Source organism: Streptomyces mayteni, assembly GCF_054783955.1.
Window position 1 is genome coordinate 15,086 of the sequence record NZ_BAAGPR010000076.1, and the last position, 24,447, is coordinate 39,532.

The window sequence follows — 24,447 nt, forward strand, 5'->3', positions numbered from 1 at the left end:
TGATGGGACATGTACTGACCGTCACAGCCTCCCGTTCGGGTGGTGCTCCGCCTATGCCCTACAGGGGTTACCTGGTCGGTAATACGGTGCGGGTGCCACAACAGGCACCATGGAGCCGGCACCGGAGGTACGCCATGGCCCAGCCCCCACTCGTTCGCGCCGAACTGCTGGAACGGCCTGAACTGCGGTGCGCCTTGGCCGAACACGACTTCGCCGCCGTCTTCGCGCTCCTGCGGAAGTACGGAGGCCTCAGCCAGAACCGCATCGCCGCGGCCTGCCAGCTGACCCCGGGCAAGGTCTCCAGGATCGTCAACGGCACACACCGGATCGTCGCCTACGACGTGATCGCCCGGATCGCGGACGGACTCCGCATCCCGGGCCACCTGCTCGGCCTGGCCGCGCGGCCGTGGGAGGCCGCTGCGGCCGGGGCCCCCACCAGGCTGCCCACTGGACCGCCTGCGGCCTCGGAGGGACCCTGGACCCCGACCGCAGCCGTGCACATCGCAGCCCGGATGACGAGGACAGATCTGTTGATGGACCGTCGCACCGCTTCGCGTGCCCTCGCCGCCACGGCGGCTTCGGGTGCAGCCCTCCTCGACTCCCTCGAAGGCTGGCTCCAGCCGACCCCCACCTCGGGCACCGACCGACGCATCGGTCGCCTCGGGGAGCGGGAGGTTGAGCATCTGGAGCAGACAGCCGAGGTGTTCCGCCGGTGGGACCACCAGTTCGGCGGTGGATTGCGCCGCAAGGCGGTCGTCGGCCAGCTCAGTGAGGTGGCCAGCGCGCTGGAAGAGCACCAGACTCCGGACATCGAGCGGCGGCTGTACCGGGTGATGGCCCACCTGGCGGGCACCACAGCGACCATGGCCTGGGACAGCGGCCTGCAACAGACCGCCCAGGACTACTACCGTCTCGCGTTGCGGGCCGCACATGCCGGCGGAGACAACGCATTCGGCGCCAACGTACTGGCCGGCATGGCCCGCCAGATGCTCTGTCGAGACCGTCCGCAGGACGCCCTCGAACTCGTCCGACTCGCTCAGGACGGAGCCCGAGGCTCAGCCGGCCCCCGTGTTCGCGCCATGCTCCACACCCGCGAAGCCTGGGCACTCGCCGCCATGGGCCGTCCGACCGCCTTCCAACGCGCCACCATGCGGGCCGCGGAAGTCCTCGCCGCTGCGGGCTCCGTGGAAGAGCCCTACTGGATCTCCTACTTCGACCAGGCCGAACTCGCCGGAGTCACCGGCGGCCGACTGCTGGACATGGCCAGGAAGGACCCGAGAACGCACGCCGAGGCCGCCGCCGAAGAGATCCAAGGAGCCCTCACCACTCGCGGCCCCGAAGCCGGCCGCAGCCACGCCCTCGACCGGATCGGCCTGGCCGAATGCTCATGGCTGCTGGGCGACACGACGAGCGCCGTCGAGCGGACGCATCGAGCGGTCGACGCGGCGAGCCGTACGCAGTCCAGCCGAGTGCGCGGCCAGTTGGGCGCCCTGTACCCCTACACCGTGGGCCAGAGCGCGTCGAGGCGGGTGACTGAGGTGCGCGATAGGCTCCGCTGCCTGTTGTCGAGTTGACCAGGAGAGGCATGCCCACCATTGCCGTGACCGGCCACATGGACGTGACCGACGAGACCGTGCCACTCATCAAGGACGCGTTGCGCACGCTGCTCTCCGCCTACCCGCCGGCGGAACTCGTGGGAATCTCCTGCATCGCGGCCGGCGCCGACACCCTGTTCGCCGAAGCCGTCCTGGACGCCGGCGGGCGCCTCGTGGTGGTCATCCCCTCGCGCGACTACCGGCAGTCGAAGGTGAAGCCGGCGCACGCCGCCACCTTCGACCGCCTCGTCGATTCCGCTGGCGAAGTACACACGGTGCAGCACGAGACCGCGAACCGGGAGGCGTACGAGTCCGCGAACAAGGTGTTGCTGGAGCGTGCCGACAGGTTGGTCGCGGTATGGAACGGCGCGCCACCGAGCGGCAAGGGCGGCGGCACGGCGGACGTCGTCGTTGAGGCGCGGGCGGCCGGCATCCCGGTGGACGTGGTGTGGCCGGAGGGCGCCGCGCGGCGCGGCTGAGCACCGGCCGGCACGTCCTCGTGCCGGCCGGCCTCCGACACCTCGTGTGCGTCGCGGCGGGCCGGCCTCCCGCTCAGGATGCGAGGAACTGACGGGCACCGCGCAACTTCGTGTCCAGCTCGGACTGGGTGGCGCGGCAGTCGAGGCGGACATCCAACGGTCCGGGAAACGCACTGTCGGCCCGCAGGCCCGCAGGCAGCCGGGAGGCGTCGAGCCCGTCACGTTCGGCGATGAGGATTCCGAGTTCGTGACGGCTCACGGCGTCCACTCCCGCCAGATGGCGAACGCCGTTCGCCTCGCCGGATCCAAGTTCCAGCAGGGCGGCGGCCAGGTCGGCGACGTGCACCGGGCAGCGGATATCGTCGGTGAACAGCACCCCCCTTCGGGTCCCGGCCGCGAGGTCGCGCACCAGGCGTACGTGTCCGGACCGCCGGTCGCCGATGATCAGCGAGGTACGAGCGATCACGGCATCCGGGTGTACGAGGCGCACCCCAGTCTCCGCCGCGGCCTTCGCCGCGCCGTAGGGCGTGAGCGGGTCGGGGAGGCACGATTCGTCGTAGGAGACGCGGGCGCCAGAGAACACCGCGTCGCTGGAAACATGTACCAGGCGGCAGCCGTACTTCGCCGCGGCGATCGCCAGCCGGACAGGTCCCTCGGCGGTGACCTCCCAGTCGGACTCGGCGCTCGTCGCGTTGACGACGAGGCGCGGGCGGACCTCGGCGACGAGTGCGTCGACGCGCTCCGGGTCCCGCAGGTCGAGGTCGTGCCAGGTGACCCCCGGGGCGCTGCCGGGCCTGGTCGCGAACGTCGCCACCACCGTGTGCCCGGCCGCGGCCGCCTGGCGGACCAGCTCGGTGCCCAGGAACCCGCTACCGCCGGTGATCAGGGTCGCCGTGACGCGCCGGGGGCTCACCTGATCTGCCGGCCCGTGATGGCGCGGGCGATGACGAGGCGTTGGATCTCGCTGGTGCCCTCGAAGATGGTGTAGATCTTCGCGTCGCGGTACATCCGCTCCACCGGGTGGTCGCGGCTGTAGCCGGCGCCGCCGAGGATCTGGACGGCCTTCTCGGTGGCGCGGACGGCGAGTTCGCCGGCGCGGAGCTTGGACATGGAGCCCTCCGCGGCGGTGAACGGCTTCTCGTTGCGGCCCATCCAGGCGGCGCGCCAGATGAGGAGGCGGACGGCGTCGAGCTCGGTGCGGAGGTCGGCGAGCGCGAAGGCGATGGACTGGTTGTCGACGATGGGGCGGCCGAACGCCTCGCGCTGGCCGGCGTAGTCGAGGGCGTACTCGTAGGCGGCCTGGGCGATGCCGAGGGCCTGGGCGGCGACGGTCGGGCGGGAGACCTCGAAGGTGGCCATGGCGGCCTGGCCCTTGGCCCTGCCGCCCTCGCGGGCGCGGGCCAGGCGGTGTTCGAGGCGGTCGCGTCCGCCGAGGAGGCAGTGGCCAGGGACGCGGACGTCGTCGAGGAAGACGTCGGCGGTGTGCGAGGCCCGCAGGCCGAGCTTCCTGATCTTGGGGCCGCCGGTGAGCCCCGCGGTGCCCGGCGGCACGACGAAGGCGGCCTGGCCGCGGGCGCCGAGCGCGGGGTCGACGGCGGCGACGACGACGTGGACGCCGGCGATGCCGCCGTTGGTTATCCAGGCCTTCTGGCCGCTCAGCACCCACTCGTCGCCGGCCTCGTCGTAGCGGGCTCTGGTGCGCATCGCGGAGACGTCGGAGCCGGCGTCCGGCTCGGAGACGCAGAAGGCGGCGACCTTGGGGTCCTCGGCGTCGCCGAAGCACTGCGGGACCCACTCGGCCAGCTGGTCGGGGGTGCCGGCGGCGAAGATGCCGGCGACGGCGAGGTGGGTGCCGAAGAGGGCCATGCCGATGCCGGCGTCGCCGCGGAACAGTTCCTCGTTGGCGAGTTGGAGGGAGAGCCCGGTGGGGTCGCCGTACATCTCGGCCAGGGACTCGAACCCGTAGAGGCCGATCGTGGCCGCCTCCCGGATGACGGGCCAGGGGGTCGCCTCGCGTTCGTCCCACTCGGCGGCGGCCGGTCGGACCACCTCGGTGGCGAAGCCGCGCACCCAGTCCCGCAGGTCGCGCTGTTCCTCGGTCAGGTCGAGGGAGAAGCCGCTCATCTCGCCGTGTTCCCCCGTCAGTTCTTGTTCCTGGGCATGTCGAAGAGGCGGGCGAGCCCGGAGGCCAGCGCGATGTCGCCGGTGGCCTTGAGCTTGCGGGTCATGAACATCAGCACCGGGCTGGCGTTGCCGGAGACGAGGCGGAGGAAGTCCGCGTCGGAGAGGGCGAGGGTGACGCGCGGGGTGGCGTCGGTGGGTCCTGGCGCGACCTGGCAGGTGCCGTCGGCGATGGCCGCGTCGTAGACGGCGAGGGGCTCGCCGGCGCGGCCGGCGACCTCCCAGCGGATGACGGCCCGGAGCGAGCCGGCGTTCTCCGGGCGGAACTGCCGGCCCATCCGGCCGAAGATCTCGGCGAGGACCCGCTGGCGGAGCTCGCCGCGCATCAGCTCGTCGAGTTGCGCGGCGGACGACTGCTTCACCAGGGCGGCGAAGTCGTCCGGGGTGATGTCCGAGAAGTCGAGGTCTTCCAGGTTCGGGGTGGGCTCAGCCACGGCTCTCGTCTCACTCTCCGGCCGGTGGGCCGTCCAACGGGGCGTCTGGGTCACTAGCTTACTCCATAGTAAACTTACTAAAGAGTAAGATGAGAACCCCACTGGGTAGTGTGGCAAGCGTGACCGACAAGCCAGACTCGCCGGACAAGCCCAGACGCCGGCTGCCGAGAAGCGTGCGCGAGCAGGAGATCCTCGACGCGGCGCTCAAGGTCTTCGCCAAGCGCGGCTACCGCGCGGCCGTGGTGGACGAGATCGCCGAACTGGCCGGGATCTCCAAGCCGATGGTGTACCTGTACCTGGGCTCCAAGGAAGGTCTGTTCATCGCCTGCGTCCGGCGCGAGTCGGCGCGCATGGTGGCGGCCTTCCGGGAGGCGGCGGACGCCGGCGGCGCGCCGGAGGGGCGGCTGTGGTCGGGGCTCGCCGCGTTCTTCCGGCACGTCGCCGAGCACCGGGACAGCTGGGTGGTGCTGCACCGGCAGGCGCCGGAGCAGGGCGAGGCGATCGCGAACGAGCTTGCCGCGGCGCGGCGTTCGGTGATGGCCGAGGTGACGGGGCTGATCAGCGCGGGCATCGCCGTCGCCGGGGGGCGGGTGCGACTCGGCGCCGAGGACGCGGACTTCGCGGCGCACGCGCTGGTGGGCGCGGCCGACTCGTTGACGGACTGGATGGAGCGGCACCCCGAGGAGTCGCCGGAGGCGACCACGGCGCGGCTGATGAACGTGATGTGGGTGGGCATGCGGAACGTGCTGGCCGGCGAGATCTGGCTGCCGCCGGCGGATTAGGGCGTGGCGGTAGTGGTCGGCGAGACCTGTGGTGGTGGGATCACCGACCGTCAGCCAGGCCGGGCCGGGAAGACGTTCGGGGAATCAAGGCGAGTAGGTCCGACCGCCGTCGGGGCGCTCGACCGTCCCGGCCGTGGTTGGGCATGAGCGATGGGCACGTGGTCATCGGCCATGCGCGGAGAGCCTCCCCTTGCTGAGCACCGTGGCGTGTTCGCCAGGGCCCGTGGGGACGACCTCGTCGATCTCCCAGCCGCAGGCCTGGTAGAAGGCGATGGCTTCTCCCCCAGTGGCCACGTGGATCTGGGCCGCGCCGAGGTTCACGGCGTGACGTTCCAGACCGGTGAGCAGAAGTGTGCCGACTCCGGCGCGGCGGAAGGCGGGGGCGACAACGGTTCCCACGATCCAGGGGCCGCGGTCACGACATTGTGCGAGATCGTGGTCGGCGAGCCCGACGCCCCCGATCAGGCCCTCATCTCCCGAAGCGACAAAGGTGACGGGCAGGCAGGCCCGGCCGGCCTCCCGGGCGGTGACCATGACGTAGTCCGCGAGCCGCTCACGCCCCGGTTCGGGCCCCCACTCGCGGAAGCGGAGGGCCGCCAGTGGCGCCACGAACTCCGGGTGATCCGCGAGCAGTCCCACCCGCACACCGACATCGGCCGTGGCCCGATCATGGCTGACCGTTCCCCGGGGCGGCCACGACATTTCCCGGTCCTCGCGTCTCAGCGCGGGCGCGTCAGCTCGCGCGTTGTTCGGCCAGGTTCAGCCAGTGCTCCACGTCGATCGGGTCGAAGTGCCTGATGGCCCAGTCGACCATGCGAAGGCTCATGTGAGCCCATGCCGGGCGGAGGATCTCCTCGGGGAGCGAGTCGAGGACGGCGTCGAGGCGTTTCGTCGTTCCCGGGTCGGTCTCCGTGGCGTGGATGCCGAAGCGCAGGGTGACCAGGTCGAAGCGGCGATCGCCGCGGGCGGCGCCGTCCCAGTCGATGACTCCGGTGATCGTCTGGTCGGTCGCCAGCATGTTGCCGGGGTGGAAGTCCAGGTGCACGGCGTCGTCCCCGGTCAACTGCGATGGCCCGTCGGCGCCGACAGCGGCGGTCCAACGTTCCAGTGCCGCGCTGCGGCGGTTGTGGCGGCGCAGTGGCTCGTGCAGGCAGTAGCCGGCGCCGTCGTCCGCCAAGTGGAGGTCCACCGCGGGGATATCGGGGCGGCCGGCGAGCCGGTCGGCCTGCAGCTCGTTGAGTTGGAGCACCTGGTCCAGGTTGCCGTGGGTGAAGTGGTCGATCTTCCTGCCCGGCAGAAGCTCCTGCACGGTGACCACCGCGTGGCCGACCTGGGCGGTCAGCTCGGTGGCCGGGGCCGGATAGCCCGCCTGCCGCAGCGCCTCGGTGACGGCGAGGGGGCCCGCCCGCATCGCTTCGGCCGAGCTGTGCGGTCGCCACTTGAGGACGGACCGGTGGCCGTCCGCCCAGCGCACGTAGGCGGCGCCGACCTGTCCGCCAGGGCAGGCGCCTTCCAGGGTCAGGCGAACGCCGGTCTGGGTGTGGAGGGCCTCGACCATCAGGGCGGCATCGAGCCGCTCGGCACGCGCCCACCTCGCGGGAGAAGAAGTCACCCGGTCGATTATCGCGCTCCGCGGCCCGGCGTCAGCCGGCACGCACGTGCTGGTTGGCGCGCCACTGGTCGGTGGCGACGCCGGAGAGGACGACGTGGACGACCTGTTCGGCGAGCTCGGGGGTGATCGGCAGGTGGCCGAAGAGCGCCCGGTAGTAGGTGGTGGCGGCGAGCAGGTCGAGGAGCAGGTCGACGTCGGTGTCGGGGCGGATGTCGCCGCGGTCGATGCCGCGTCGTAGGGCGCGGGCCGTCGAGGCGCGGCGTGGGTGGAAGAAGCGGTCGAGGAAGGCCGCCTCGAGATCCGGGTCGTCGGCGAGGTCGGCCACCAGCGCGGGCAGGACGCGGCGGCCGAGGTCGCTGGTGAAGGCCCGGGTCAGGGTGGAGATGCCGGCGATCAGGTCGCAGTGCGTGCAGCCGGTGTCGGGGGTGGGTTCGGTGCCGACCACGTCGGCCAGCGCGTCCACCACCAGGTGCTGCCGGGAGCGCCAGCGCCGGCGGAGGGCGGGTTTGCTGGTGCCGGCCCTGCTGGCCACCGCCTCCATGGTGAGCCGGGCGTAGCCGGACTCGTCGAGGATCTCCAGGACGGCTCGGGGAACGGCCTCGTCGATGCGTTCGTCGCGGGGCCGGCCGGGGCGGGGCTTGGGCATGTCCCCACTATAGGGAGGCCGATGTATCGTTCCGTTCCGGAACGGAATAGAATTAATCGCACGTCGGAAAGGGAACCTCCCATGGCCCAACAGGTCGACGAGCCGCCCAGGCGGAGCGTCCTCGCCGCCCCGCACCGCGCACTCACCATCGGCGTGGTGCTCTCGGTCAGCACCGTCGCCTTCGAGTCCCTCGGCGTCGCCACCGTCCTGCCCGACGTGGCGCGCCGCCTCGACGGGCTGGCCGGCTACGGCTGGGGCCTCTCGGCGCTGATGCTCGCCAACATCGTCGGCACCGTGCTCGCCGGCCGCGCCGCCGACCGGGGTGGGGCCCGCCGGCCGGTGGCCGTCGGGCTGCTGGTCTTCGCCGTCGGCTGTGTGCTGGCGGGCGCCGCCACCTCGTGGCCGCTGTTCCTGCTCGGCAGGTTCGTCCAGGGGCTCGGCGTCGGCGCGATCATGGCCATGGCCTACACGGCGATCGGCCTCGCCTACCCGGAGGCGCTGCGCGCCAGGATGTTCGCGCTGCTCTCCTCCGCCTGGACCGTCCCCTCCCTCGTCGGCCCGGTGCTCGCCGGCACCCTCGCCGACCACACCACCTGGCGCCTGGTCTTCCTGCTCATACCGCCGCTGGTCGCCCTCGCCGCGCTGCTCACCCTGCCGGCGCTGCCGGGCCGCGCCGGGGAAGGGGAACGGGGTGCGGAGGCCCGCGCCCCGGGCCCGGTGGTCGCCGCCGTCGCGCTCACCCTGGGCACGGCGATGCTCCTCCAGGCGCTGCTGCTCGACGACGTCCGCCTGCTGGTGCCGCTCGCCGTCGTCGGCCTCGTCCTCGCCGTCCCGGCGCTGCGCCGGGTCACGCCCGCCGGCACCCTGACGGCGCGGCGCGGCATCGGGGCCGGCATCGCCGTCCGCGCCCTGCTCTGCGCCGTCTACTTCGGCAGCGAGGCGTTCCTGCCGCTCGGCCTCCAGGAGGTGCGGGGCCTCGGCGTCACCGAGGCCAGCCTCGGCCTGTCCGCCGGCGCCGTCACCTGGGTGGTCGGCTCCGTCCTCCAGGCCCGCTGGGACGGCGCCGGGGCCGGCGGCCGGGGACGGGCCGTGGCGCTCGGCTTCGCCGTGCTGTTGGCCGGGGTGCTGCTGATCGGCCTCGCCGTGGTCTCCGACGCCGTCCCCGCCCACCTCGCCACCCTCGGCTGGGCGATCGGCGGCCTGGGCATGGGCGTCGCCTTCAACGCGTCCACCACCGACACCCTGGAGCAGACCCCGGACGACCGGCAGGGCGAGGTCAGCGCGGCGCTCCAGCTCGCCCAGACCCTGGCCACCGCCGTGCTCGCCGGCCTCGGCGGCGCGGCCGTCGCCTTCGCGGGCGACGGGGCGGACGCGACCAGCAGGGCCCTGCTCGCCACCTTCGTGCTCACCGCCGCCCTCGCCGCCCTCGGCGCGCTGCTGGCCCGCCGGCTCAGGGCCTGAGCCGGCGGCTCAGCCGTGGAGGTGGCCGCGCAGGTGGACGGGTCCCGCGCCGGCGGCGCGGAGTTCGAAGGCGCGGCCTTCGTCGCGCGGCCAGGCGCGGAGTTCGACGCGGGAGGGCAACGGCACCGGGGCGTGGAAGGTGACGTCGACGGTGAACGCGTCGGGCAGCGGCTCCGCGTGGTCGAGGGCGGCGAGGCAGCGGGCCTTGGTCCACATGCCGTGCGCGATGGCGCGCCGGAAGCCGAGGAGGCGGGCGGTCAGCGAGTGCAGGTGGATCGGGTTGCGGTCGCCCGACACGGCGGCGTAGCGGCGGCCGGTGGCCGCCGGGACCGCGAACTCGGCCAGCACGGGCCCTGGTCGGGGCTCTTCGGGGCGGCGCGGCGGCCTCGGGGTGTCGGGCCGGTCGCGGTGCAGGTAGGTGCTGAAGGACCGCCAGACGGGGGCGCCGCCGGCGGCCGGGGTGGCCTCGGCGACCACGTCGAAGGCGGTGCCCCTGCGGTGTGGGCGGGCGGCGGTGGCCTCGACGCGGAGGGCGAGCGGCTCGTCGGCGCCGAGGGGCCTGGTGCGTTCGATCCGGTTGGCCAGATGGACGAGGCCGAGGGCCGGGAAGGGGAAGTCGCGGCGCGTCAGCAGGGCGAGGGCGGCCGGGAAGGCCAGCAGGTGCGGGTAGCCGGCGGGCGGCGGGCCCGACTCCGGTGGGTGGCCGCAGAGTTCGGCGTAGCGGGCGAGCCGGCGGGGGTCGGGGGCGGCGGCGTCCACCGTGAGCACGCGCCGGGGTACGGCGCCGGCGCGGGCCGGCCGCTTGGGGAGCAGGGCTCGGGCGTAACTGGCCGGCAGGCCCGGCACGTCGGGCGCGTCGGGCACGTCAGGCCCCCAACAGGGCCTGGCCGCAGACCCGCAGCACCTGCCCGGTGACGGCGCCGGCGCCCGGCGAGGCGAGGTAGGCGACGGCCTCCGCGACGTCGACCGGCCGGCCGCCCTGGCCCAGGCTGTTCAGCCGGCGTCCCGCCGTCCTGACCAGGAGGGGGACGGCGGCGGTCATCCGGGTCTCGATGAAACCGGGGGCCACGGCGTTGACGGTGATCGCGCGGTCGGCGAGCGCGGGGGCGAGCGCCTGGGCCAGGCCGATCAACCCGGCCTTGCTGGCCGCGTAGTTGGTCTGTCCGACGTTGCCGGCGATGCCGCTGATGGAGGAGGTGAGGACGATCCGGCCGCCCTCGGGCAGCAGCGGGGTGAGCGCCTCGGTGAGGCGTTCCACCGCGACCAGGTTGACGTCGAGGACGGCCCGCCAGCGGTCCGCGTCCATCCGGCCGAGGGTGCGGTCGCGGGTGATGCCGGCGTTGTGCACGAGAATATCGAGGCCTGCCGGGTGGCCTGCCGGGTGGCCGGCCGGGTCGTCGGCCAGCCGTTCGGCGAGCCGGGCCGGCGCGTCGTCCGCGGTGATGTCGAGTGGGACGGGGACGCCGTCCAACGGGGCGAGGGCGCGGCGGAGTTCGTCGCCCTGGGCGGGGACGTCGACGCCGATCACGCGGGCGCCGTCGCGGTGCAGCACCCGCGCCACGTGGGCGCCGATGCCCCGGGCGGCGCCGGTGACCAGGGCGGTGCGGCCGGCGAGCGGGCGGTCCCAGTCCTGCGGGGCGGCGGCGCGGCCGCCGGGGCCGATCCGGAGGGTCTGTCCCGAGACGTAGGCGGAGCGCGCGGAGAGCGCGAAGCGCAGCGTGCCCTCGATGGCGTCCTCGGCGCCCGGCGCGACCAGCAGCAGCTGGGCGGTGGCGCCGCCGCGCAGCTCCTTGGCGGCCGACCGCACGAAGCCGTCGAGGGCGTGCTGGGCCGCCGACTCGCCTGGAGTGGCGGCGAGTTCGGGCGGGGTGCCGAGCACGACGAGCCGGCCGCCGGGCGCCAGGGCGCGGATCCTGGGGTGCAGGAAGGCGTGCAGTTGGTCGAGTCGGTGGCTCTCGCGGATGCCGGTGGCGTCGTAGACGAGGGCGCCGGGCGCCTCGGCGTGGGCGGGGACGGCGGCGCCGCAGGAGTCGAGGGCGGCGCGCAGCGCCGCGCCGAGCCGGCCATCCGCGGACTCGCCGAGCAGCACGGGGCCGCGCGCCACCGGAAGTCCTGGTCGGTGCCTGACCAGTTGGGCCGGCCTGGGCAGCCCGAGGCGGCGGACGAGCGGGGCGCCGGCGCGGCTGGTGGCGAAGGAGAGATAGCGATCGGCCATTGATTTCCTCCTTACTGCACGGTAAGTCTACTGAAAAGTAAGACAATCGAGTCCGCCGGGCCAAGTGGCGGCACGGGAACCGGCGAGGAGACGTGAGATGAGCACGACGCGGCAGCCAGGACGGAGGGTCGCGATCCTCGGCGGGAACCGGATCCCGTTCGCCGCCACCGGCGGCCGTATCGTGGCCACCCTCGCCAAGCTGCTGCGCGAACGCGGCCACGGGCGGGGACTGATCTCCGTCTGCGCCGCCGGCGGCCAGGGCGTGACCGCCATCCTCGAACGTCCGCGGGACGACCTGCGTCCCCGGGACGACGACCGGCAAGGGAGCTGAGAGCCGAGATGGGTGCTCGTGGGGACCTCAGAAGGGCCAGGCGGCGAAGCGCGTTCGCGGGGCGCGCGCCAGCCGAGGTGATCACGGAGGACGGCGCGGTGCGCGAGGTGCGGACGGCGCCGCTGGTGCCGGCGCCGAGCGCCGGCAGCACCGCCGACCTGCCGTTCGTCAACGCCGCCGAGGCGCCGGACGCCGAGGTGTTCAGGCGGCGGACCGCGGACGGCTGGCGGCCGGTCACCGCAGCCGAGTTCGCCGCCGAGGTCACGGCACTGGCCAGGGGGCTGATCGCGGCCGGGCTCGGGCCAGGCGACCGGGTCGCCCTGATGTCCCGCACGCGCTACGAGTGGACGCTGCTCGACTTCGCGATCTGGGCGGCCGGCGGGCAGAGCGTGCCGGTCTACGCCACCTCCTCGGCCGCCCAGGTGGAGTGGATCCTGCGGGACTCCGGGGCGACCCTGCTCGTCGTGGAGACCACCGAGCACGCCACGGTGGCCCACGCCGCGATCGCCGAACTCGACCACTCCCCCGAGCTGTTGGTGATCGACGAGGGCTGCCTCGACCGACTGGCCACGGCCGGCGAGAAGATCGAAGCGGCCGAGGTCGAGACGCGGCGCGCCGCGCTCACCCCCGACACCGTCGCCACCGTCGTCTACACCTCGGGCACCACCGGCCGGCCACGGGGCTGCGCCATCAGCCACGCCAACCTGCACGCCCAGACCGCCAACCTGGTGGCGCTGCTCAAGCCGGTCTTCGAGGAGATCACCGGGCAGACCCCGGCCACCCTGATCTTCCTGCCGCTGGCCCACATCCTGGGCCGCACCATCCAGATCGCCTGCGTGTCGGCGCGGATCGTCAGCGGCCACTGCCCCAGCATCAGGCCGGACGACCTCCGGCCCGAACTCGCCGGGTTCCGACCGACGTTCGTGGTCGGCGTGCCCTATCTCTTCGAGAAGATCCACCACACGGGCCGGGCCACCGCCGAACGCCTCGGCCGGGGCGCCTCGTTCGAGCGGGCCGACCGAATAGCGGTGGCCTACGGCGAGGCGACGCTCCGCGCGTACCTGGGCACCGGTCGGGGCCCGGGGCTCGGGCTGCGGCTCGCCAAGGGGCTGTACGACGTGCTGGTCTACCGCCGGATCAGGGCCGCGCTCGGCGGCCGGCTGCGCTACGCGATCAGCGGCGGCTCGCCGCTCGACCGCCGCCTCAACCTGTTCTTCCTCGGCTGCGGCGTCGTGATCTACGAGGGCTACGGCCTGACCGAGACCACCTCGGCCGCCACCCTGATCCCGCCGCTCGCGCCGCGACCCGGCACCGTGGGCCACCCCGTTCCCGGCGCGGCGGTGCGGCTCGGTGACGACGGCGAGGTGCTGGTCAGGGGCGGCACGGTGGCGGCCGGCGCCGCCGACGAGGGGGCGTGGCTCGCCACCGGCGACCTCGGCAGCCTCGACGCGGACGGCTACCTGCGGATCACCGGCCGCAAGAAGGACATCCTGATCACCACGGGCGGCAAGAACGTCTCCCCCAGCGTGCTGGAGGACCGGCTGCGCGGCCGGCCGCTGATCGCCCAGTGCCTGGTGGTCGGCGACCAACGCCCGTTCGTCGCCGCGCTGATCACCCTGGAGGCCGACCAGCTCGCCCACTGGCTCGCGGTCCGCAAGCGGCCGCGCGACACCCCGTTCGCCGAGCTGCGCGACGACCCCGAGCTGCTCGCGGAGCTGCGGCGCGCCGTGGAGTACACCAACGAGGCCGTCTCGCGGGCCGAGTCGATCCGCGCGTTCGCCCTGGTCGAGGGCGAGTTCAGCGAGGCCAACGGGATGCTGACGCCCTCGCTCAAGGTCAGGAGGGCGGCGGTGGCGGCCGCGTTCGCCGCCGAGATCGACCGGCTCTACGAACGGCCCTGAACCGAACGGCCCTGAACCGGGCGGCGCTGAACCGGCCCCGGGTTCCGGCGGCGCGTCAGCCGGCGCCGCCCGTCAGATCCCCCGGCAGCAACTGCTCGGTGAGCAGCCGGCGCACCCGGTCGGCGCGCCGGGTCTCGGGGGCCAGGTACTCCCCCACCAGGCGGTGCCCGTGGTGGTAGCCCAGCACGTAGAGCCCCATCCCCGGCGCGCGGAGCGAGGTGAGGGCGGCCGCGACGCCGGTCTCGTCGAGCAGCGTCCAGCGGCCGAGGTGGGCCGCGATCTCCGGTTCCGGCCTGCCCTCGGCCGCCAGCAGCGCGGCGTTCGCCCAGGCGCCCCACAGCAGGTTCCGCGCCCGGTGGACGGCGGCGAGGTCGGCGCCGTCGGGAGCGATGCCGTAGGCGGGGAACACTCGGTCGGCGAGCCAGCGTTGGGCCTCGTCGCCGGGGAAGACCAGCTCCTGGGCGTGCAGTCCGAGGCCCTCGCTGAGCACGAAGGAGGGCGAGAGCATGAACCGCACCCGGTGGTCGGTCAAGCCGCGGCCCTCGACGAGGTGGATCTCCTTCAGCAGCGACTCCGCGATATGGCCAGGATACCCCTCGTGCGCGACGACGTACAGCAGGTCGGCGAGGTTGAACGGCAGGCCGTCGTTGACGTGGATGGTGGAACGTCGCCCGCCGTCGTAGGAGCCGGCGGCCAGGAAGTGCGCGTCGGGCACCAGCCGGACGCCGACCCGCTCGTCGGCCGGCAGCGGGACGATGGCCCCGGTGCGGGCCCGGGTCTCGGCCACCGCGCGGTCGATCAGCGCCGGGAGTTCGCCCCGGCGCGCCGCCGGCAGGGCGTGCGCCGCCTCCCAGGCCCGCAGCCTGGCGGTCAGCGACCCGGGACCGGCCGGCAGCGCGGCGTCGAGCGCGTCGTGGGCCGCCGCCAGGCTCGCCTCGGGCACCGGGTCGGCCACCACCCCCAACGTCTCCGCCGCGTACTCGGCCAGCGGCGGCACCGCCCCGTCGAGCGTCCGCGCGACCGCCCGCAGCGCGCGCACCTGGGCGGCCAGGTAGCGGGCCCGCGGCGGGGCGAACGGCGGTTCGTCCAGCAGCCGTTCGGCGTCGTCCACCAGCCGCCCGGCGGGCGGCGGCTCCTCCGCGGCGACCTCGTCGGCCCAGCCGGCGGGGCCCTGGTAGATCAGCATCGCGCCGCCCAGCCGCCGGCCGATGCGCAGCGCGAGCCGCGCGTACTCCCACACCCACCCGTCGGGTGTCATTCGCTCATCCATGGCGCCGAAGCTAGGTGTACGGGTTTCCGTACACTGTACGGATGACGACCGAAAGCCGCTGGCTCCGCGAGAGCGAGGACAAGGACGGTGTCGACGACGGCACGCCGCGCCGCCCGCGGTTGACCAGGGAGCGGATCGTGGCGGCCGCCGTCGGGCTGCTGGACGCGGAGGGCGTCGCCGGCTTCTCGATGCGGCGGCTCGCGGCCCGCCTCGACGCCGGCACGATGTCCCTCTACGGCCATGTGACGAGCCGGGAGGACGTCCTCGACCTGGCGCTCGACGCGGTGTTCGACGAGGTGCCGCTGCCGCCGCCCGGCACCCCGTGGCGGGGCGCGCTCACCACCCATCTCGTCGGGAGCCGGCGGACGATGCGGCGCCACCCGTGGATCCCGGGGCTCCGCGCCACGCGCCCGCTGCTGGGGCCGATCGCCCTGGCCCACTCCGAGCACTTCTACGCCACCCTCGCCGGCGCGGGCCTCACCGGCCTCGAACTGATCGCGGCCGTCAACGCGCTCACCGGCTACGCCGCCGGCCACTCAGCCGCCGAGAACGTGTGGCGGGCCACGGTCCGCGACCCGGCCGCCGAGGCCGACCTCCGCCGCCGTGTCCAGGCCCACCTGACGGCCCGCGCGGACCGCTACCCGACGCTGGCGGCCCACGCCCAGGTCGAGTACGCCGACTTCGACGGCGCCTTCGAACTCGGCCTCGCCCTCGTCCTCGACGGCATCGAGGCCCGGCTGCCAGGGCCCGGCCGAGCCGGTCGCCAGGACGGGCACCAGCAGGAGGACCGCGGCGCCGAGGGCCTGTCCTCACTCGGCTAGACGTGGTCGCGCCAGCTGTGGGTCGGGGCGTAGCCGAGCAGGCGGCGGGCCTTGGCGGTGGACATCAGGGCCTCGTGGCGGCCGAGTTCCGTCCTGACCTCGACGTCGGGGAACTCGGCGGCGGCCAGCTCGGCCGACGGGGTGGACATCACGGTGTCGGGGCTGGCGATCACGAAGACCTCCATGCCGGGCGTCCGGTACTCCAGGCCCTTCCGCACGGCCTGGGCGCCGTCCCTGGCGTCGATGTAGGACCAGAGGTTCCAGCGGCGCAGCTTCGGGTCGGCGTCGAAGGAGGGGAAGCGGGCGTAGTCCGGCACCTCCATGACGTTGGAGAAACGGAGGCCGACCATCTTCAACTCCGGGTCCCAGCGGCAGAGTTGTGCGGCGGCCTGCTCCTCCAGGTGCTTGGCGAGCGAGTAGTTGCTCTCCGGGCGGGCCGGGTACTCCTCGTCGACCGGGAGGTAGGGCGGCGGGGTGTCGAAGGGCAGCCCGAGCACGGTCTCGCTCGAGGCCCAGACCAGGTTGCGGATGCCGGCCACCCGGGCGGCGCTGAAGACGTGGTGGGTGGACGTGATGTTGTTGCCGAAGACGGCCGTGTTCGGCACCAGCCCGGGGGCCGGGATCGCGGCGAGATGCGCGACGGCGTCGACGCGGTCGTAGCGGTCGTCCACGGCGGTGAGCGCGCCCACGGTCTGGCCGTAGTCGGTCAGGTCGACGCGGACGAACGGGCACAGTGGCTCGGCCGGCGGGTCGCGGTCGAGGTTGACCACGTCCCAGCCGTGGTCGAGCAGCTCCCGGACGACGGCGCGGCCGAGCTTGCCGCTTCCGCCGGTGACGGCAACGCGTGGCATGGGATCACGTACCTTCGTTCACGATCGACAGTGCGGACGATCAAGCCGGGTCAGCTTGACACGGGGGCTTCATCTGAGGCCAGGCCGACGCAACGTCGGGGTGCGACGATGACGTGCGCGGTTGCCGCGGCCGCCGCTCCTTTCGTCTCGTCGTTCACGCGTCAGGAGCCTTCGTTGCGTATCTCGTCCCGCCTGCCCGTCAGGTCCCTCACCACGGCCCTCGCCCTGGCGGCCGTCGGCGCCCTCGCCGTGCCAGCCAGCACCGCCGCGAGCCCGGCCGCCCACACCGCCGCCACCCACGAACCGGCGCCGGTGGACGTCGCCGTGGAGTGGTACGACGTCACGGCGGAGAGCGTCGCCGCCGCCGGCGCCGCCACCCAGGTCACCAACAACCGTACGTGGGCCATCGGTTGGCTGGCCGCCGCGCGGGCGCTGCGCGCGGACGGCCGGGCCGCGTACCAGGACGCCGCACTGGCCGGGGCGGTGCACGAGACGCTGAGCGAGCTGGTCCCGGCGCGCGCCGCGGAGTTGGACGCGGCGCTCGACGCCACGCTCGACCGGGTGCCGGACGGCCGGGCCGAGGACGCCGGCCTGGCGGCCGGGCGGCGGGAGGCCAGGGCCCTGCTCGCCGACGGCGCGGGCGCCGGCCTCGATCCGGCGTCCGTCAACGCGCCGCTCACGGTGCCGGAACCGGCGCCCACGAGCTGGCAGCCGTCGCCGCCCGCCTACGGCCCGCCGGCGCAGGCCGGCACCCGCTTCGCCAGGCCCTTCCTGCTGGCCGGCGGCGACCAGTACCGGCTGGCGCCGCCGCCCGCCGTCGGCTCGGCCAGGCACCGGGCCGACCTGGCCGAGGTCGCGGCCTACGGCTCGGCGGACAGCACGGTGCGGAGCGCGCACCAGACGGAGACGGCGGCCTTCTGGTACGGGTCGTCGCTGACGCTCTACACGGAGCCGCTGCGGGTGGCGCTCGACCGATCCCGGGGGTCGCTCGCCGAGCGGGCCGAGCTGGTGGCGCTGTTCCATGTGGCGCTGGTGGACACCGCGATCGCCACGTCCGACAGCAAGTACGCCCACCTCGCCTGGCGTCCGGTGACCGCGCTCCGCGCGGGCGGCGACGCCGACTGGACGCCGCTGCACGTCACGCCCTCGCACCCGGACTACCCGAGCGGCCACGGCACCTACGCGGGCGCCGCGGAGGGCGTGCTGACCGCGCTGGTCGGGCCGCGCACCGCGCCGTTCGAGCTGACCAGCCCGACGGCGCCCGGCGTGACCCGCACCTACACCGCCTGGCGTCAGCTGTCGGTGGAGAACGTCGACGCCCGGGTGTTCTCCGGCATCCACACCAGGACGGCGGACGTGGCCGGCGTCCGGCTCGGCAGGACCGTCGCGGCCCACACCCTCGAGAACGCCGATGGACTCCTCGGCTGACGGCGGTTCGGCCGGCGGCGGTTCGGCCGAAGGCCGGGGCTCAGCGGGTGAGGCGTTCGATCAGGGCCTGCCAGCTGTCGCCCAGGAAGTCGACGAGATCCGGTTCCGCCGGTGCCTCCTCCTCCGACCTCCTGAGGTACAGCAGCGTCGGGCCCTCCAGGGCGGCGGTGAGCTGGATGGCGACGCCGTTGAGGCTGGGGATCCGGACGCCGGCCTGGGCGAGCAGCGTGCGGATGTGGAGCTGGGAGAGCGAGGCGTCGCCGACGGGGACGGGCCGGTCGCGGTCGAGGCCGGCGCGTGCGATGGCGCGGTGGTCCATGAGGAAGGCGATCCTGGCCCGACCGTAGACGACGAGGCGTTCCACCGGGTCGGCGCCGGGGCCGAGCGGCGGCGGGCCGCCGAGCACCTGCTCCTGGAACTGTCGCTCGTCGGCGTCCATCAGGGCCCGGAAGATGCCGGCCCGGCTGCCGAAGCGGCGGAAGACGGTGCCCTTGCCGAGGCAGGCCCGCTCGGCGAGGCCGTCCATCGTCACCTTGGCGACGCCCTGTTCCGCGATCATCTCGCGGGCCGTCCTCAGCAGGTGCTCGCGGTTGCGTACGGCGTCGGCGCGCTCGCAGCGCGGCTTTCCGAAGGGCACAAGAGAGCGGTCCACCTGTCCAACCTACCGCCGGGAACACGAAGCGGGGTAAAGTCCGTTTATATTGGAAGCGACCGCGGCGCCCGGACGTCCGATCCGCAGCCGGCACCGTCGCCACGCCATCGACCGCTACGGCGGACCGTCAACCCATCGAGGAATCACGATCATGAACCTGTTCCGCCTGGACGCCAGCATCCTGCCGGGCGCCTCCTCAAGCGCCGAGCTCGCCGACATCGCCGAGGCCGAGTGGGTCGCCAAGCACCCCGGCGCCACGGTGACCCGCCGCCACCTCGGCACCGACGCGCTGCCCGCCGACGCCTGGGCGCTCGCCACCACCGGGGGCTTCACCCCCGAGGGTGACCGCACCCCGGCCCAGCGCGAGGCCGTCGCGCTCGCCGCGAGCCTGGCCGAGGAGGTCCAGAACGCCGACACCGCCATCCTGGCCGTGCCGCTGTACAACTACGGCGTCTCCCAGCACTTCAAGACCTGGGTGGACCTCGTCATCGCGGGCGCCGGCCCCACCACCCCGGTGCTGAAGAGCACCCCCACCGTGCTGGCCACCGCCCTCGGCGGCGGTTACGGCCCGGGGACCCCGCGGGAGGGCTGGGACCACTCCACCCCCTACCTGGAGCGCATCCTCGTCGACATCTGGGGGGCCGAGCTCACCGTGGTCAAGCGCGAGCTCACCCTCGCCGCCAGCAGCCCCGGCATGGAGGACCTGCGGGAGCTGGCCGAGCAGTACCACTCCGAGGCCCGCACCGCGGCCCGCGCCGCCGGCCAGGCGCTCGCCGGCAACTGAGGAACGAACCGCCGGGGACACTTCGGCGCCGGCCGAAGCGTCCCCGGCGACAATCGAACACATGGACATGACGCGGCGAGCCCAGCCGACCGGGCCCGACCTGGCCGCCGTCGCCAGGCTGCTGGCCGACGGCACCCGCGCCGCCTGCTGCCTGGCCCTGCTCGACGGCCGGGCCTGGACCGCGAAGGAACTGGCCCGCCACGCGCACGTCGCCGCCTCGACCGCGACCGAGCACCTGAACGCGCTGGTCCGTGGCGGGCTGCTGGCCGAGGAGCGACAGGGGCGGCACCGCTATGTGCGGCTGGCGAACGCCCAGGTCGCCGAGCTCGTCGAGAGCCTCGCCGCGCTGGCGCCGCCGCCCGCCGCGCCGCCCCGCTCGCTGACGGCGGTCGGTCGTCAGGAGGCGCTGGCCCACGCGCGCACCTGCTACGACCACCTGGCCGGCGCCGTCGGGGTCGCGATCACCGACGCGATGACCCGGCGGGGGCTGCTCGGCTGGGAGCGGGGGCTCGGCCTCACCGGCGCGGGCCGGGCCTGGCTCGCGGAGCTCGGCGTCACGGTCCCGGCCGGCACCCGCCGCCCCGCGGTGCGTTCCTGCCTGGACTGGACGGAACGCCGCCCGCACCTGGCCGGCGCGGTGGGCGCGGCGCTGTGCCGGCACGCCCTCGACGCGGGCTGGGTCTCCCGGGTCGGATCCACCCGCGCCGTGCTCGTCACGCCGGTGGGGCGCCGGGCGCTCCACGACCACCTCGCCCTGCCCGACGGACTCCTGGTGCGCCGGCGCGGCTGAACCCGCCGTCCGCGGCGGGGCGTTCCCTCACGGCACCAGCAGCCACCGCCCGCGCTGGCCGCCGCCGGCGACCTTGTCGTACGCCGTCGCGGCCTCGGCGAGCGGCACCCGGCCGGCCACCCGTAGTTCGAGGATTCCGGAGGCGGCGAGGGCGAGCAGGTGGGCGAGCCGCGCGCCGTCGGGCAGCACGCTCTCGATATGAACCTCGATGTCCCGCTCGGCCGTCGCGGGAGCGGCCGCCGGCACGCCGACGAAGGTCCCGCCGTCGCGGACCGCGGCGAGGGCCGCCGCGTGCAGGACCGCGGCGTCGAGTACGGCGTCGAACGTCGGCCCTGGCAACTCCGTGACGAGTTCGCGGGCTCCGGCTCGCAGGACGAAGTCGCGGTCGTGCTCGCGCGCCAGCCCGGTGACGGCCCAGCCGGTGTGGGCGGCCAGCGCGACGGCGTACCCGCCCACCGAGCCGGCCGCGCCGGTGACCAGCAGGGTGCGCCCGTCGGCGGGGCCGAGCAGGTCGACCAGCCGCACCGCGGTCAGCGCGTTGATCGGCAGGGAGGCGGCGTCGACCGGGTCGAGCGCGCCCGGCAACAACGCCGCGGCGGACGCCGGCACCACGGTCTCCTCGGCGTGCGCGCGGACCGGAGCCGTGACGTCGCAGTGTGCGGCGGCCACTTGGTCGCCGACCGCGAAGCCGGTGACCTCGGCGCCGACCTCGGTGACGACGCCGGTGAGGGACCAGCCGAGGCCGACCGTGCCGGTGAGCCCGAAGATCGCCCGGGCCGGTCCGCCGGCGTAGAGCGTGTCGACGGGATCGACCGAAGCCGCCGTGACGCGGACCCGCAACTCGCCGGGGCCCAGCGGGAGTTGCGTCACCTCCACGAGGGTGGGCGCGGTGGCGTCGGGGGTGGAGACGAGTGCGAGCGTCACGATGACGTTCCTTCCGTTCGGTGGACTACACAACCATCCGAGACCTACTCTCTTTTGGGAAGTAGGCACTTTGAAGTGGTGTAGGCACCTGGAGGTAAGCCATGGACGACACGCGCACCGCGGACGGCCCGCCGGTACGGTTCGACGCGTTCAACGCGTCCTGTCCCAGCCGGCAACTGCTCGACACGATCGGCAACAAGTGGGCCAGCCTGGTGATCGCGGCCCTCGGCCTCGGCGGCCCGCTGCGCTACTCGGAACTCGCCGCGCGGATCGCCGGGGTGAGCCAGAAGATGCTGACCCAGACCGTCCGCGGGCTCGAGAGGGACGGGCTGCTGACCCGCACGGTGACCCCGTCGGTGCCGGTCCGCGTCGACTACGAGCTCACCCCGCTCGGCCGCTCCCTGCAGGAGACGATCTGCCACCTCAAGGAGTGGGCCGAGGCGCACATGCCGGAGGTGGAGCTGGCACGCGTGGAGTACGACCGGGCGGACGCCTGACCTTCGTCCACCCCCTCACCCGGTCGCCGTCACGCTCGGCGTCGGCGTCTGGCCGCGGTAGGAGTGGCCGAGCTCCGGGCCGAGCCCGAAGTAGTGGCGGAAGTTGTAGACGAGCGGGCTCCACGCGCCGGGGTCGACGTGATCCGTGCCGGGCACGACGACGCGCAGGTCCGCGTGGACCCGCAGCACGGCGGCCTCCACGATGACGAATCCACCGGAGACGTCGGTCCTGACCCGGGACGCGCGCGCCTCCAGCCCTCGGCCTTGGTGGCCGGCACCGGACTGCGGCCGGTCAGCGGCGCCAGCCGCTCCACCGCATGCCACTGGGCGGGGGCCGGCAGGTTGATCACGAGCTCGGGCCGGGACCCGAGGTTGCGCGCCGTCTGCCCCTCGCCGCCCAGGCCGACGACATGGGGGCGAGATTGAACGAGCCGTCCCGGTTCTCCATCGTCAGGAGCACCACCGGGGTCCCGAAGTAGAGAATGCTCGGCTCGATCGTGACGTGGCGGGCGGCGGTGTGCTCCGCCGTGCCGGGTGGTGCGGTGTCCATGGCCGGAAGGCTAGGCTCCGGACGCTTCGGCCGGCGCCGAAACGTCCCCGGCGCTCTCAGGCGCAGTACTCACCCACGTACGAGTCGTCCGCAGGTACCAGCCGCCCTCCACCGGCTCACACCACGCGCGGAGTCGGTCGATCCGGGGACGACCGGCATCGCGCCACCGTCCGATCCACTCTCTGAGTTCCTTGAGCGCGGCCGAGTCGGCCGACTCGGCCAGCAGGCGCGGTTCGGGAAAGAGCACGGCCAGGGCGAGGTCGTCGGCGGTGGTGATCCCGATCGCCGTCTCGCGTCCGAGACCCGCCACGCTCAGGCGCTCGACCTCCGACGCCATCAGCCAGATCTTCAGGTGCTCGACCTCCGGCCAGCCCTCCTCCAACGGCTCGCTGTACTCCGCGGCCAGTGCCCGCCCCAACACCGCGTCCGCGAGCCCGGGTTCCTTGCTCCCCCGCAACCACGGTGCCGACAGATAGCACTCACCGCCGCCTCCAGGCCGTCGATACGCCACCACCAGCTCACGCCGCCGGTTCCCCGGCGTACGCATCGGCACATACTGCCCCCGATGCGGGGTGACCGCGACCGGGCTGTGGTCGTCCCCGACCTCGATGCGCGCCATGACCGTGGAGTACGCGATCGGCGCACAGGGCACCGGAGCCAACACCACTCCCCCGATACGCGTCTGCGTCAGCCACGCCTCCGGCAGCAACGGCGGCTGTGTCCACGCCACCACCCGGTCGAACGGCGCCCCCTCCGACCAACCGACAAGTCCGTCACCCACGACGGACGTGATGTTGGGCCGAAACCCGTCCCGATGGATCGTCGCCGCGCGCTCCACCAACTCCGGCACCACGTCCACGCTGACCACATGCCCGGTCGGCCCCACCGCCTCGGCCAGCACCGCCGCCGAGTATCCCGAACCGGTCCCGATCTCCAACACCCGCTGCCCAGGCCGCACATCAAGCACCCGCAGATGCCGCGCGATCACCTCGGTCGGCGTCGTCTGCCGCACAGCGCGCCCGTCCCGTCCCCGGTACAACGCCTCACTCACCCGCCCGATCGCTCGGTCGACGGCATCGACCATCACGTATCCACTCTCCCTCACTCGTTCGCTCCCCGTTCCTGTCACAGCCGGATGGCCGCGCGCCACGGATGACCCGTTTCCGGCTGCTCTCCCACCGGGAGCCCGCCCGCCTCCACCCACGCGTGTGCCGCCGCGACGGGTCTGAGTCGCGCGCCGAGACACCAGACCAGTCGGCGCCGGTGCGCGGCGGCGGCGAGGACGGCAGCGAGCGACATCTCCAGACAGGCCGCCCTTCCCGGCCAGACCCGCGCTGCCCAGCCGCAACCCGCGACAACGTCGGCGCCTTCACAACGGCCGGCGGGCCGGAAAGGAACACGTCTCAGCAGGCCCAGAAAGCCGACCACCGCCCGGAAGGGGAGCCGGAGCAGAAAGGCGGCGACCAGCAGCCCCAGGGCACCGCTCAGGCGGTACCTGAGGCGGAGGCGGGAGAAGTCGTCGGCGGGAAGCGCCATGGCCGTGCTCACCGCACCCACTCCAACAGCCGCCGGCTGACGAGCACGTCGAGCAACGCGTCCAGGTCGCTCCTCAGTCGCCCCGGATCGACGCGATGCTCACGCGCCAACGACACCAGTGCCTCATCGGGCCCGAGTCCACCGGCGACGCGGCTCCAGAACTCAGCCGCCACCTCGTTCAGATGCAGCCACGCACCGGTGCGGAGATCCAGCACCATCGCACCATTCCCCTCGGGATCGACGACGGCCGCCGCCCACCGCGTCACACGCACCTCAGTTCGCCGTCGCACGGCCGATCACCTCACCCGACGCCCGCCACCAGCCGGCGGGCTCGTCCCGACTCCGTGACCACACCTCCGCGGCCAGCACTCCGTCGAGGGCGAACAGCGAGACCGGCAGGCCGGCCGCGCCACGCCCCAGGGTGCCGATCGCTCGCGCGCCGTCGATCAACCGTTCCTAGGGACTGAGCGGGAGTGTGTCCTGTTGCCAGGACTCATGCTCAGCCGAATGCCCCGAACGGTGTTGGGTGTTCTGGTCTACCGCGTTCTCGCCGTATCCGGCGCGTACGGATCGTGTCCGTGGTCCGGGGATGCGGGGGCGGTTTCCCTCGCGCCCCGGGGCCATCGAGCTGGCCTGGACGGTCCGATGCCCCGCACGATCACTCCTGTCGTGCGGGGGCGGTGCCATCCGTCGCCGGATCGGGTGCC

At 73.8% G+C, this 24,447-nt stretch carries 26 protein-coding genes and 3 pseudogenes; 11 read left to right on the top strand and 18 right to left on the bottom strand.

Annotation, left to right across the window (positions count from 1 at the left end; all coding sequences use genetic code 11):
- Positions 1-134 precede the first annotated feature (134 nt).
- Together ACYVPE_RS27470 and ACYVPE_RS27475 are read left to right on the top strand one after the other, a co-directional pair.
- Positions 135-1,574 carry a helix-turn-helix domain-containing protein gene (locus ACYVPE_RS27470; protein WP_461036413.1) on the top strand — a complete coding sequence of 480 codons (1,440 nt, stop codon included), beginning with the start codon at positions 135-137 and terminating at the stop codon, positions 1,572-1,574.
- Positions 1,575-1,585: 11 nt separating this feature from the next.
- Positions 1,586-2,074, top strand: coding sequence for a hypothetical protein (locus tag ACYVPE_RS27475; RefSeq protein ID WP_461036414.1), 489 nt, complete (start codon positions 1,586-1,588; stop codon positions 2,072-2,074).
- 73 nt (positions 2,075-2,147) lie between these two features.
- Here ACYVPE_RS27475 and ACYVPE_RS27480 read toward each other — a convergent pair whose 3' ends face one another.
- From ACYVPE_RS27480 to ACYVPE_RS27490, 3 genes are read right to left on the bottom strand one after another with little or no spacing between them, the layout of a single operon-like run.
- Positions 2,148-2,987 carry an SDR family oxidoreductase gene (locus ACYVPE_RS27480; RefSeq protein ID WP_461036415.1) on the bottom strand — a complete coding sequence of 280 codons (840 nt, stop codon included), beginning with the start codon at positions 2,985-2,987 and terminating at the stop codon, positions 2,148-2,150.
- On the bottom strand, positions 2,984-4,198 hold the full coding sequence (locus ACYVPE_RS27485) for an acyl-CoA dehydrogenase family protein (RefSeq protein WP_461036416.1): 1,215 nt from the start codon (positions 4,196-4,198) through the stop codon (positions 2,984-2,986). The genes ACYVPE_RS27480 and ACYVPE_RS27485 overlap by 4 nt, the downstream gene beginning before the upstream one ends.
- Before the next feature lie 17 nt (positions 4,199-4,215).
- Positions 4,216-4,689: an SCP2 sterol-binding domain-containing protein gene (locus ACYVPE_RS27490; RefSeq protein ID WP_461036417.1), complete on the bottom strand. Its 474-nt coding sequence runs from the start codon at positions 4,687-4,689 to the stop codon at positions 4,216-4,218.
- A gap of 119 nt (positions 4,690-4,808) precedes the next feature.
- Here ACYVPE_RS27490 and ACYVPE_RS27495 point away from each other — a divergent pair, with 119 nt between their 5' ends.
- Positions 4,809-5,471, top strand: coding sequence for a TetR/AcrR family transcriptional regulator (locus tag ACYVPE_RS27495; RefSeq protein WP_461036418.1), 663 nt, complete (start codon positions 4,809-4,811; stop codon positions 5,469-5,471).
- Positions 5,472-5,633: 162 nt separating this feature from the next.
- Here the strand turns inward: ACYVPE_RS27495 and ACYVPE_RS27500 are convergent, their stop codons facing one another.
- From ACYVPE_RS27500 to ACYVPE_RS27510, 3 genes are all read right to left on the bottom strand, one after another.
- Complete coding sequence (locus tag ACYVPE_RS27500) at positions 5,634-6,110, bottom strand: GNAT family N-acetyltransferase (RefSeq protein WP_461036419.1); 477 nt, start codon at positions 6,108-6,110, stop codon at positions 5,634-5,636.
- 94 nt (positions 6,111-6,204) lie between these two features.
- Positions 6,205-7,083, bottom strand: coding sequence for a phosphotransferase (locus ACYVPE_RS27505; RefSeq protein WP_461036420.1), 879 nt, complete (start codon positions 7,081-7,083; stop codon positions 6,205-6,207).
- 31 nt (positions 7,084-7,114) lie between these two features.
- Positions 7,115-7,729 (bottom strand): TetR/AcrR family transcriptional regulator, encoded by a 615-nt coding sequence (locus ACYVPE_RS27510; RefSeq protein WP_461036421.1) that lies wholly within the window; start codon positions 7,727-7,729, stop codon positions 7,115-7,117.
- An 81-nt stretch (positions 7,730-7,810) separates the two neighbouring features.
- Between ACYVPE_RS27510 and ACYVPE_RS27515 the strand changes: the two genes are divergently transcribed.
- The gene (locus tag ACYVPE_RS27515; RefSeq protein WP_461036422.1) at positions 7,811-9,190 is read left to right on the top strand and encodes an MFS transporter; all 1,380 of its coding nucleotides are present in this window, start codon (positions 7,811-7,813) and stop codon (positions 9,188-9,190) included.
- A 9-nt stretch (positions 9,191-9,199) separates the two neighbouring features.
- Here ACYVPE_RS27515 and ACYVPE_RS27520 read toward each other — a convergent pair whose 3' ends face one another.
- Together ACYVPE_RS27520 and ACYVPE_RS27525 are read right to left on the bottom strand one after the other, a co-directional pair.
- Complete coding sequence (locus ACYVPE_RS27520) at positions 9,200-10,054, bottom strand: MaoC family dehydratase (protein ID WP_461036423.1); 855 nt, start codon at positions 10,052-10,054, stop codon at positions 9,200-9,202.
- Between the two features lies 1 nt (position 10,055).
- Positions 10,056-11,405 (bottom strand): 3-oxoacyl-ACP reductase, encoded by a 1,350-nt coding sequence (locus ACYVPE_RS27525; RefSeq protein WP_461036424.1) that lies wholly within the window; start codon positions 11,403-11,405, stop codon positions 10,056-10,058.
- Positions 11,406-11,559: 154 nt separating this feature from the next.
- Between ACYVPE_RS27525 and ACYVPE_RS27530 the strand changes: the two are divergent.
- Both ACYVPE_RS27530 and ACYVPE_RS27535 read left to right on the top strand, forming a co-directional pair.
- Positions 11,560-11,736, top strand: a pseudogene (locus ACYVPE_RS27530) (hypothetical protein); the annotation flags it as partial.
- 8 nt (positions 11,737-11,744) lie between these two features.
- A complete protein-coding gene (locus ACYVPE_RS27535) occupies positions 11,745-13,637 on the top strand; it encodes an AMP-dependent synthetase/ligase (protein WP_461036425.1) in 1,893 nt (630 codons plus the stop codon).
- A gap of 55 nt (positions 13,638-13,692) precedes the next feature.
- Here ACYVPE_RS27535 and ACYVPE_RS27540 read toward each other — a convergent pair whose 3' ends face one another.
- Positions 13,693-14,895, bottom strand: a complete 1,203-nt coding sequence (locus tag ACYVPE_RS27540) for a hypothetical protein (RefSeq protein WP_461036426.1) — start codon at positions 14,893-14,895, stop codon at positions 13,693-13,695.
- A gap of 53 nt (positions 14,896-14,948) precedes the next feature.
- Between ACYVPE_RS27540 and ACYVPE_RS27545 the strand changes: the two genes are divergently transcribed.
- The gene (locus ACYVPE_RS27545; protein WP_461036427.1) at positions 14,949-15,728 is read left to right on the top strand and encodes a TetR/AcrR family transcriptional regulator; all 780 of its coding nucleotides are present in this window, start codon (positions 14,949-14,951) and stop codon (positions 15,726-15,728) included.
- Here ACYVPE_RS27545 and ACYVPE_RS27550 read toward each other — a convergent pair.
- Positions 15,725-16,579 carry an NAD-dependent epimerase/dehydratase family protein gene (locus ACYVPE_RS27550; protein ID WP_461036428.1) on the bottom strand — a complete coding sequence of 285 codons (855 nt, stop codon included), beginning with the start codon at positions 16,577-16,579 and terminating at the stop codon, positions 15,725-15,727. The two genes, ACYVPE_RS27545 and ACYVPE_RS27550, sit on opposite strands and share 4 nt — an antisense overlap.
- A 174-nt stretch (positions 16,580-16,753) precedes the next feature.
- Here ACYVPE_RS27550 and ACYVPE_RS27555 point away from each other — a divergent pair, with 174 nt between their 5' ends.
- Complete coding sequence (locus ACYVPE_RS27555; RefSeq protein ID WP_461036429.1) at positions 16,754-18,007, top strand: vanadium-dependent haloperoxidase; 1,254 nt, start codon at positions 16,754-16,756, stop codon at positions 18,005-18,007.
- 40 nt (positions 18,008-18,047) lie between these two features.
- Here the strand turns inward: ACYVPE_RS27555 and ACYVPE_RS27560 are convergent, their stop codons facing one another.
- The gene (locus ACYVPE_RS27560; RefSeq protein WP_461036430.1) at positions 18,048-18,659 is read right to left on the bottom strand and encodes a TetR/AcrR family transcriptional regulator; all 612 of its coding nucleotides are present in this window, start codon (positions 18,657-18,659) and stop codon (positions 18,048-18,050) included.
- Positions 18,660-18,810: 151 nt separating this feature from the next.
- Here ACYVPE_RS27560 and ACYVPE_RS27565 point away from each other — a divergent pair, with 151 nt between their 5' ends.
- Both ACYVPE_RS27565 and ACYVPE_RS27570 read left to right on the top strand, forming a co-directional pair.
- On the top strand, positions 18,811-19,443 hold the full coding sequence (locus ACYVPE_RS27565; protein WP_461036431.1) for an FMN-dependent NADH-azoreductase: 633 nt from the start codon (positions 18,811-18,813) through the stop codon (positions 19,441-19,443).
- A gap of 61 nt (positions 19,444-19,504) precedes the next feature.
- Positions 19,505-20,233, top strand: a complete 729-nt coding sequence (locus ACYVPE_RS27570) for an ArsR/SmtB family transcription factor (protein WP_461036432.1) — start codon at positions 19,505-19,507, stop codon at positions 20,231-20,233.
- Between the two features lie 27 nt (positions 20,234-20,260).
- Here ACYVPE_RS27570 and ACYVPE_RS27575 read toward each other — a convergent pair whose 3' ends face one another.
- A complete protein-coding gene (locus ACYVPE_RS27575) occupies positions 20,261-21,157 on the bottom strand; it encodes an alcohol dehydrogenase catalytic domain-containing protein (RefSeq protein ID WP_461036433.1) in 897 nt (298 codons plus the stop codon).
- A gap of 101 nt (positions 21,158-21,258) precedes the next feature.
- Here ACYVPE_RS27575 and ACYVPE_RS27580 point away from each other — a divergent pair, with 101 nt between their 5' ends.
- On the top strand, positions 21,259-21,654 hold the full coding sequence (locus tag ACYVPE_RS27580; protein ID WP_461036434.1) for a winged helix-turn-helix transcriptional regulator: 396 nt from the start codon (positions 21,259-21,261) through the stop codon (positions 21,652-21,654).
- Between the two features lie 15 nt (positions 21,655-21,669).
- Here ACYVPE_RS27580 and ACYVPE_RS27585 read toward each other — a convergent pair.
- From ACYVPE_RS27585 to ACYVPE_RS27610, 6 genes and pseudogenes are all read right to left on the bottom strand, one after another.
- Positions 21,670-22,204 (bottom strand): annotated as a pseudogene (locus ACYVPE_RS27585) (flavin reductase family protein).
- 10 nt (positions 22,205-22,214) lie between these two features.
- Positions 22,215-23,354 (bottom strand): protein-L-isoaspartate O-methyltransferase family protein, encoded by a 1,140-nt coding sequence (locus tag ACYVPE_RS27590; RefSeq protein ID WP_461036435.1) that lies wholly within the window; start codon positions 23,352-23,354, stop codon positions 22,215-22,217.
- Positions 23,330-23,752 carry a lasso peptide biosynthesis B2 protein gene (locus ACYVPE_RS27595; RefSeq protein WP_461036436.1) on the bottom strand — a complete coding sequence of 141 codons (423 nt, stop codon included), beginning with the start codon at positions 23,750-23,752 and terminating at the stop codon, positions 23,330-23,332. Before ACYVPE_RS27595 ends, ACYVPE_RS27590 begins: the two co-directional genes overlap by 25 nt.
- On the bottom strand, positions 23,749-23,958 hold the full coding sequence (locus ACYVPE_RS27600) for a PqqD family protein (RefSeq protein WP_461036437.1): 210 nt from the start codon (positions 23,956-23,958) through the stop codon (positions 23,749-23,751). The genes ACYVPE_RS27595 and ACYVPE_RS27600 overlap by 4 nt, the downstream gene beginning before the upstream one ends.
- 55 nt (positions 23,959-24,013) lie before the next feature.
- Positions 24,014-24,190, bottom strand: a complete 177-nt coding sequence (locus tag ACYVPE_RS27605) for a hypothetical protein (protein ID WP_461036438.1) — start codon at positions 24,188-24,190, stop codon at positions 24,014-24,016.
- A 6-nt stretch (positions 24,191-24,196) separates the two neighbouring features.
- Positions 24,197-24,447 (bottom strand): annotated as a pseudogene (locus ACYVPE_RS27610) (IS200/IS605 family accessory protein TnpB-related protein); the annotation flags it as partial.

Excerpts from the sequence above, each read along its gene's own strand:
- ACYVPE_RS27515 (WP_461036422.1), top strand. The coding sequence starts at position 7,811 with ATGGCCCAACAGGTCGACGAGCCGCCCAGGCGGAGCGTCCTCGCCGCC.
- ACYVPE_RS27600 (WP_461036437.1), bottom strand. The coding sequence starts at position 23,958 with ATGGTGCTGGATCTCCGCACCGGTGCGTGGCTGCATCTGAACGAGGTG.
- ACYVPE_RS27540 (WP_461036426.1), bottom strand. The coding sequence starts at position 14,895 with ATGACACCCGACGGGTGGGTGTGGGAGTACGCGCGGCTCGCGCTGCGC.
- ACYVPE_RS27565 (WP_461036431.1), top strand. The coding sequence starts at position 18,811 with ATGAACCTGTTCCGCCTGGACGCCAGCATCCTGCCGGGCGCCTCCTCA.
- ACYVPE_RS27580 (WP_461036434.1), top strand. The coding sequence starts at position 21,259 with ATGGACGACACGCGCACCGCGGACGGCCCGCCGGTACGGTTCGACGCG.
- ACYVPE_RS27550 (WP_461036428.1), bottom strand. The coding sequence starts at position 16,579 with ATGCCACGCGTTGCCGTCACCGGCGGAAGCGGCAAGCTCGGCCGCGCC.
- ACYVPE_RS27570 (WP_461036432.1), top strand. The coding sequence starts at position 19,505 with ATGGACATGACGCGGCGAGCCCAGCCGACCGGGCCCGACCTGGCCGCC.
- ACYVPE_RS27545 (WP_461036427.1), top strand. The coding sequence starts at position 14,949 with ATGACGACCGAAAGCCGCTGGCTCCGCGAGAGCGAGGACAAGGACGGT.
- ACYVPE_RS27475 (WP_461036414.1), top strand. The coding sequence starts at position 1,586 with ATGCCCACCATTGCCGTGACCGGCCACATGGACGTGACCGACGAGACC.
- ACYVPE_RS27525 (WP_461036424.1), bottom strand. The coding sequence starts at position 11,405 with ATGGCCGATCGCTATCTCTCCTTCGCCACCAGCCGCGCCGGCGCCCCG.
- ACYVPE_RS27510 (WP_461036421.1), bottom strand. The coding sequence starts at position 7,729 with ATGCCCAAGCCCCGCCCCGGCCGGCCCCGCGACGAACGCATCGACGAG.
- ACYVPE_RS27485 (WP_461036416.1), bottom strand. The coding sequence starts at position 4,198 with ATGAGCGGCTTCTCCCTCGACCTGACCGAGGAACAGCGCGACCTGCGG.
- ACYVPE_RS27470 (WP_461036413.1), top strand. The coding sequence starts at position 135 with ATGGCCCAGCCCCCACTCGTTCGCGCCGAACTGCTGGAACGGCCTGAA.
- ACYVPE_RS27535 (WP_461036425.1), top strand. The coding sequence starts at position 11,745 with ATGGGTGCTCGTGGGGACCTCAGAAGGGCCAGGCGGCGAAGCGCGTTC.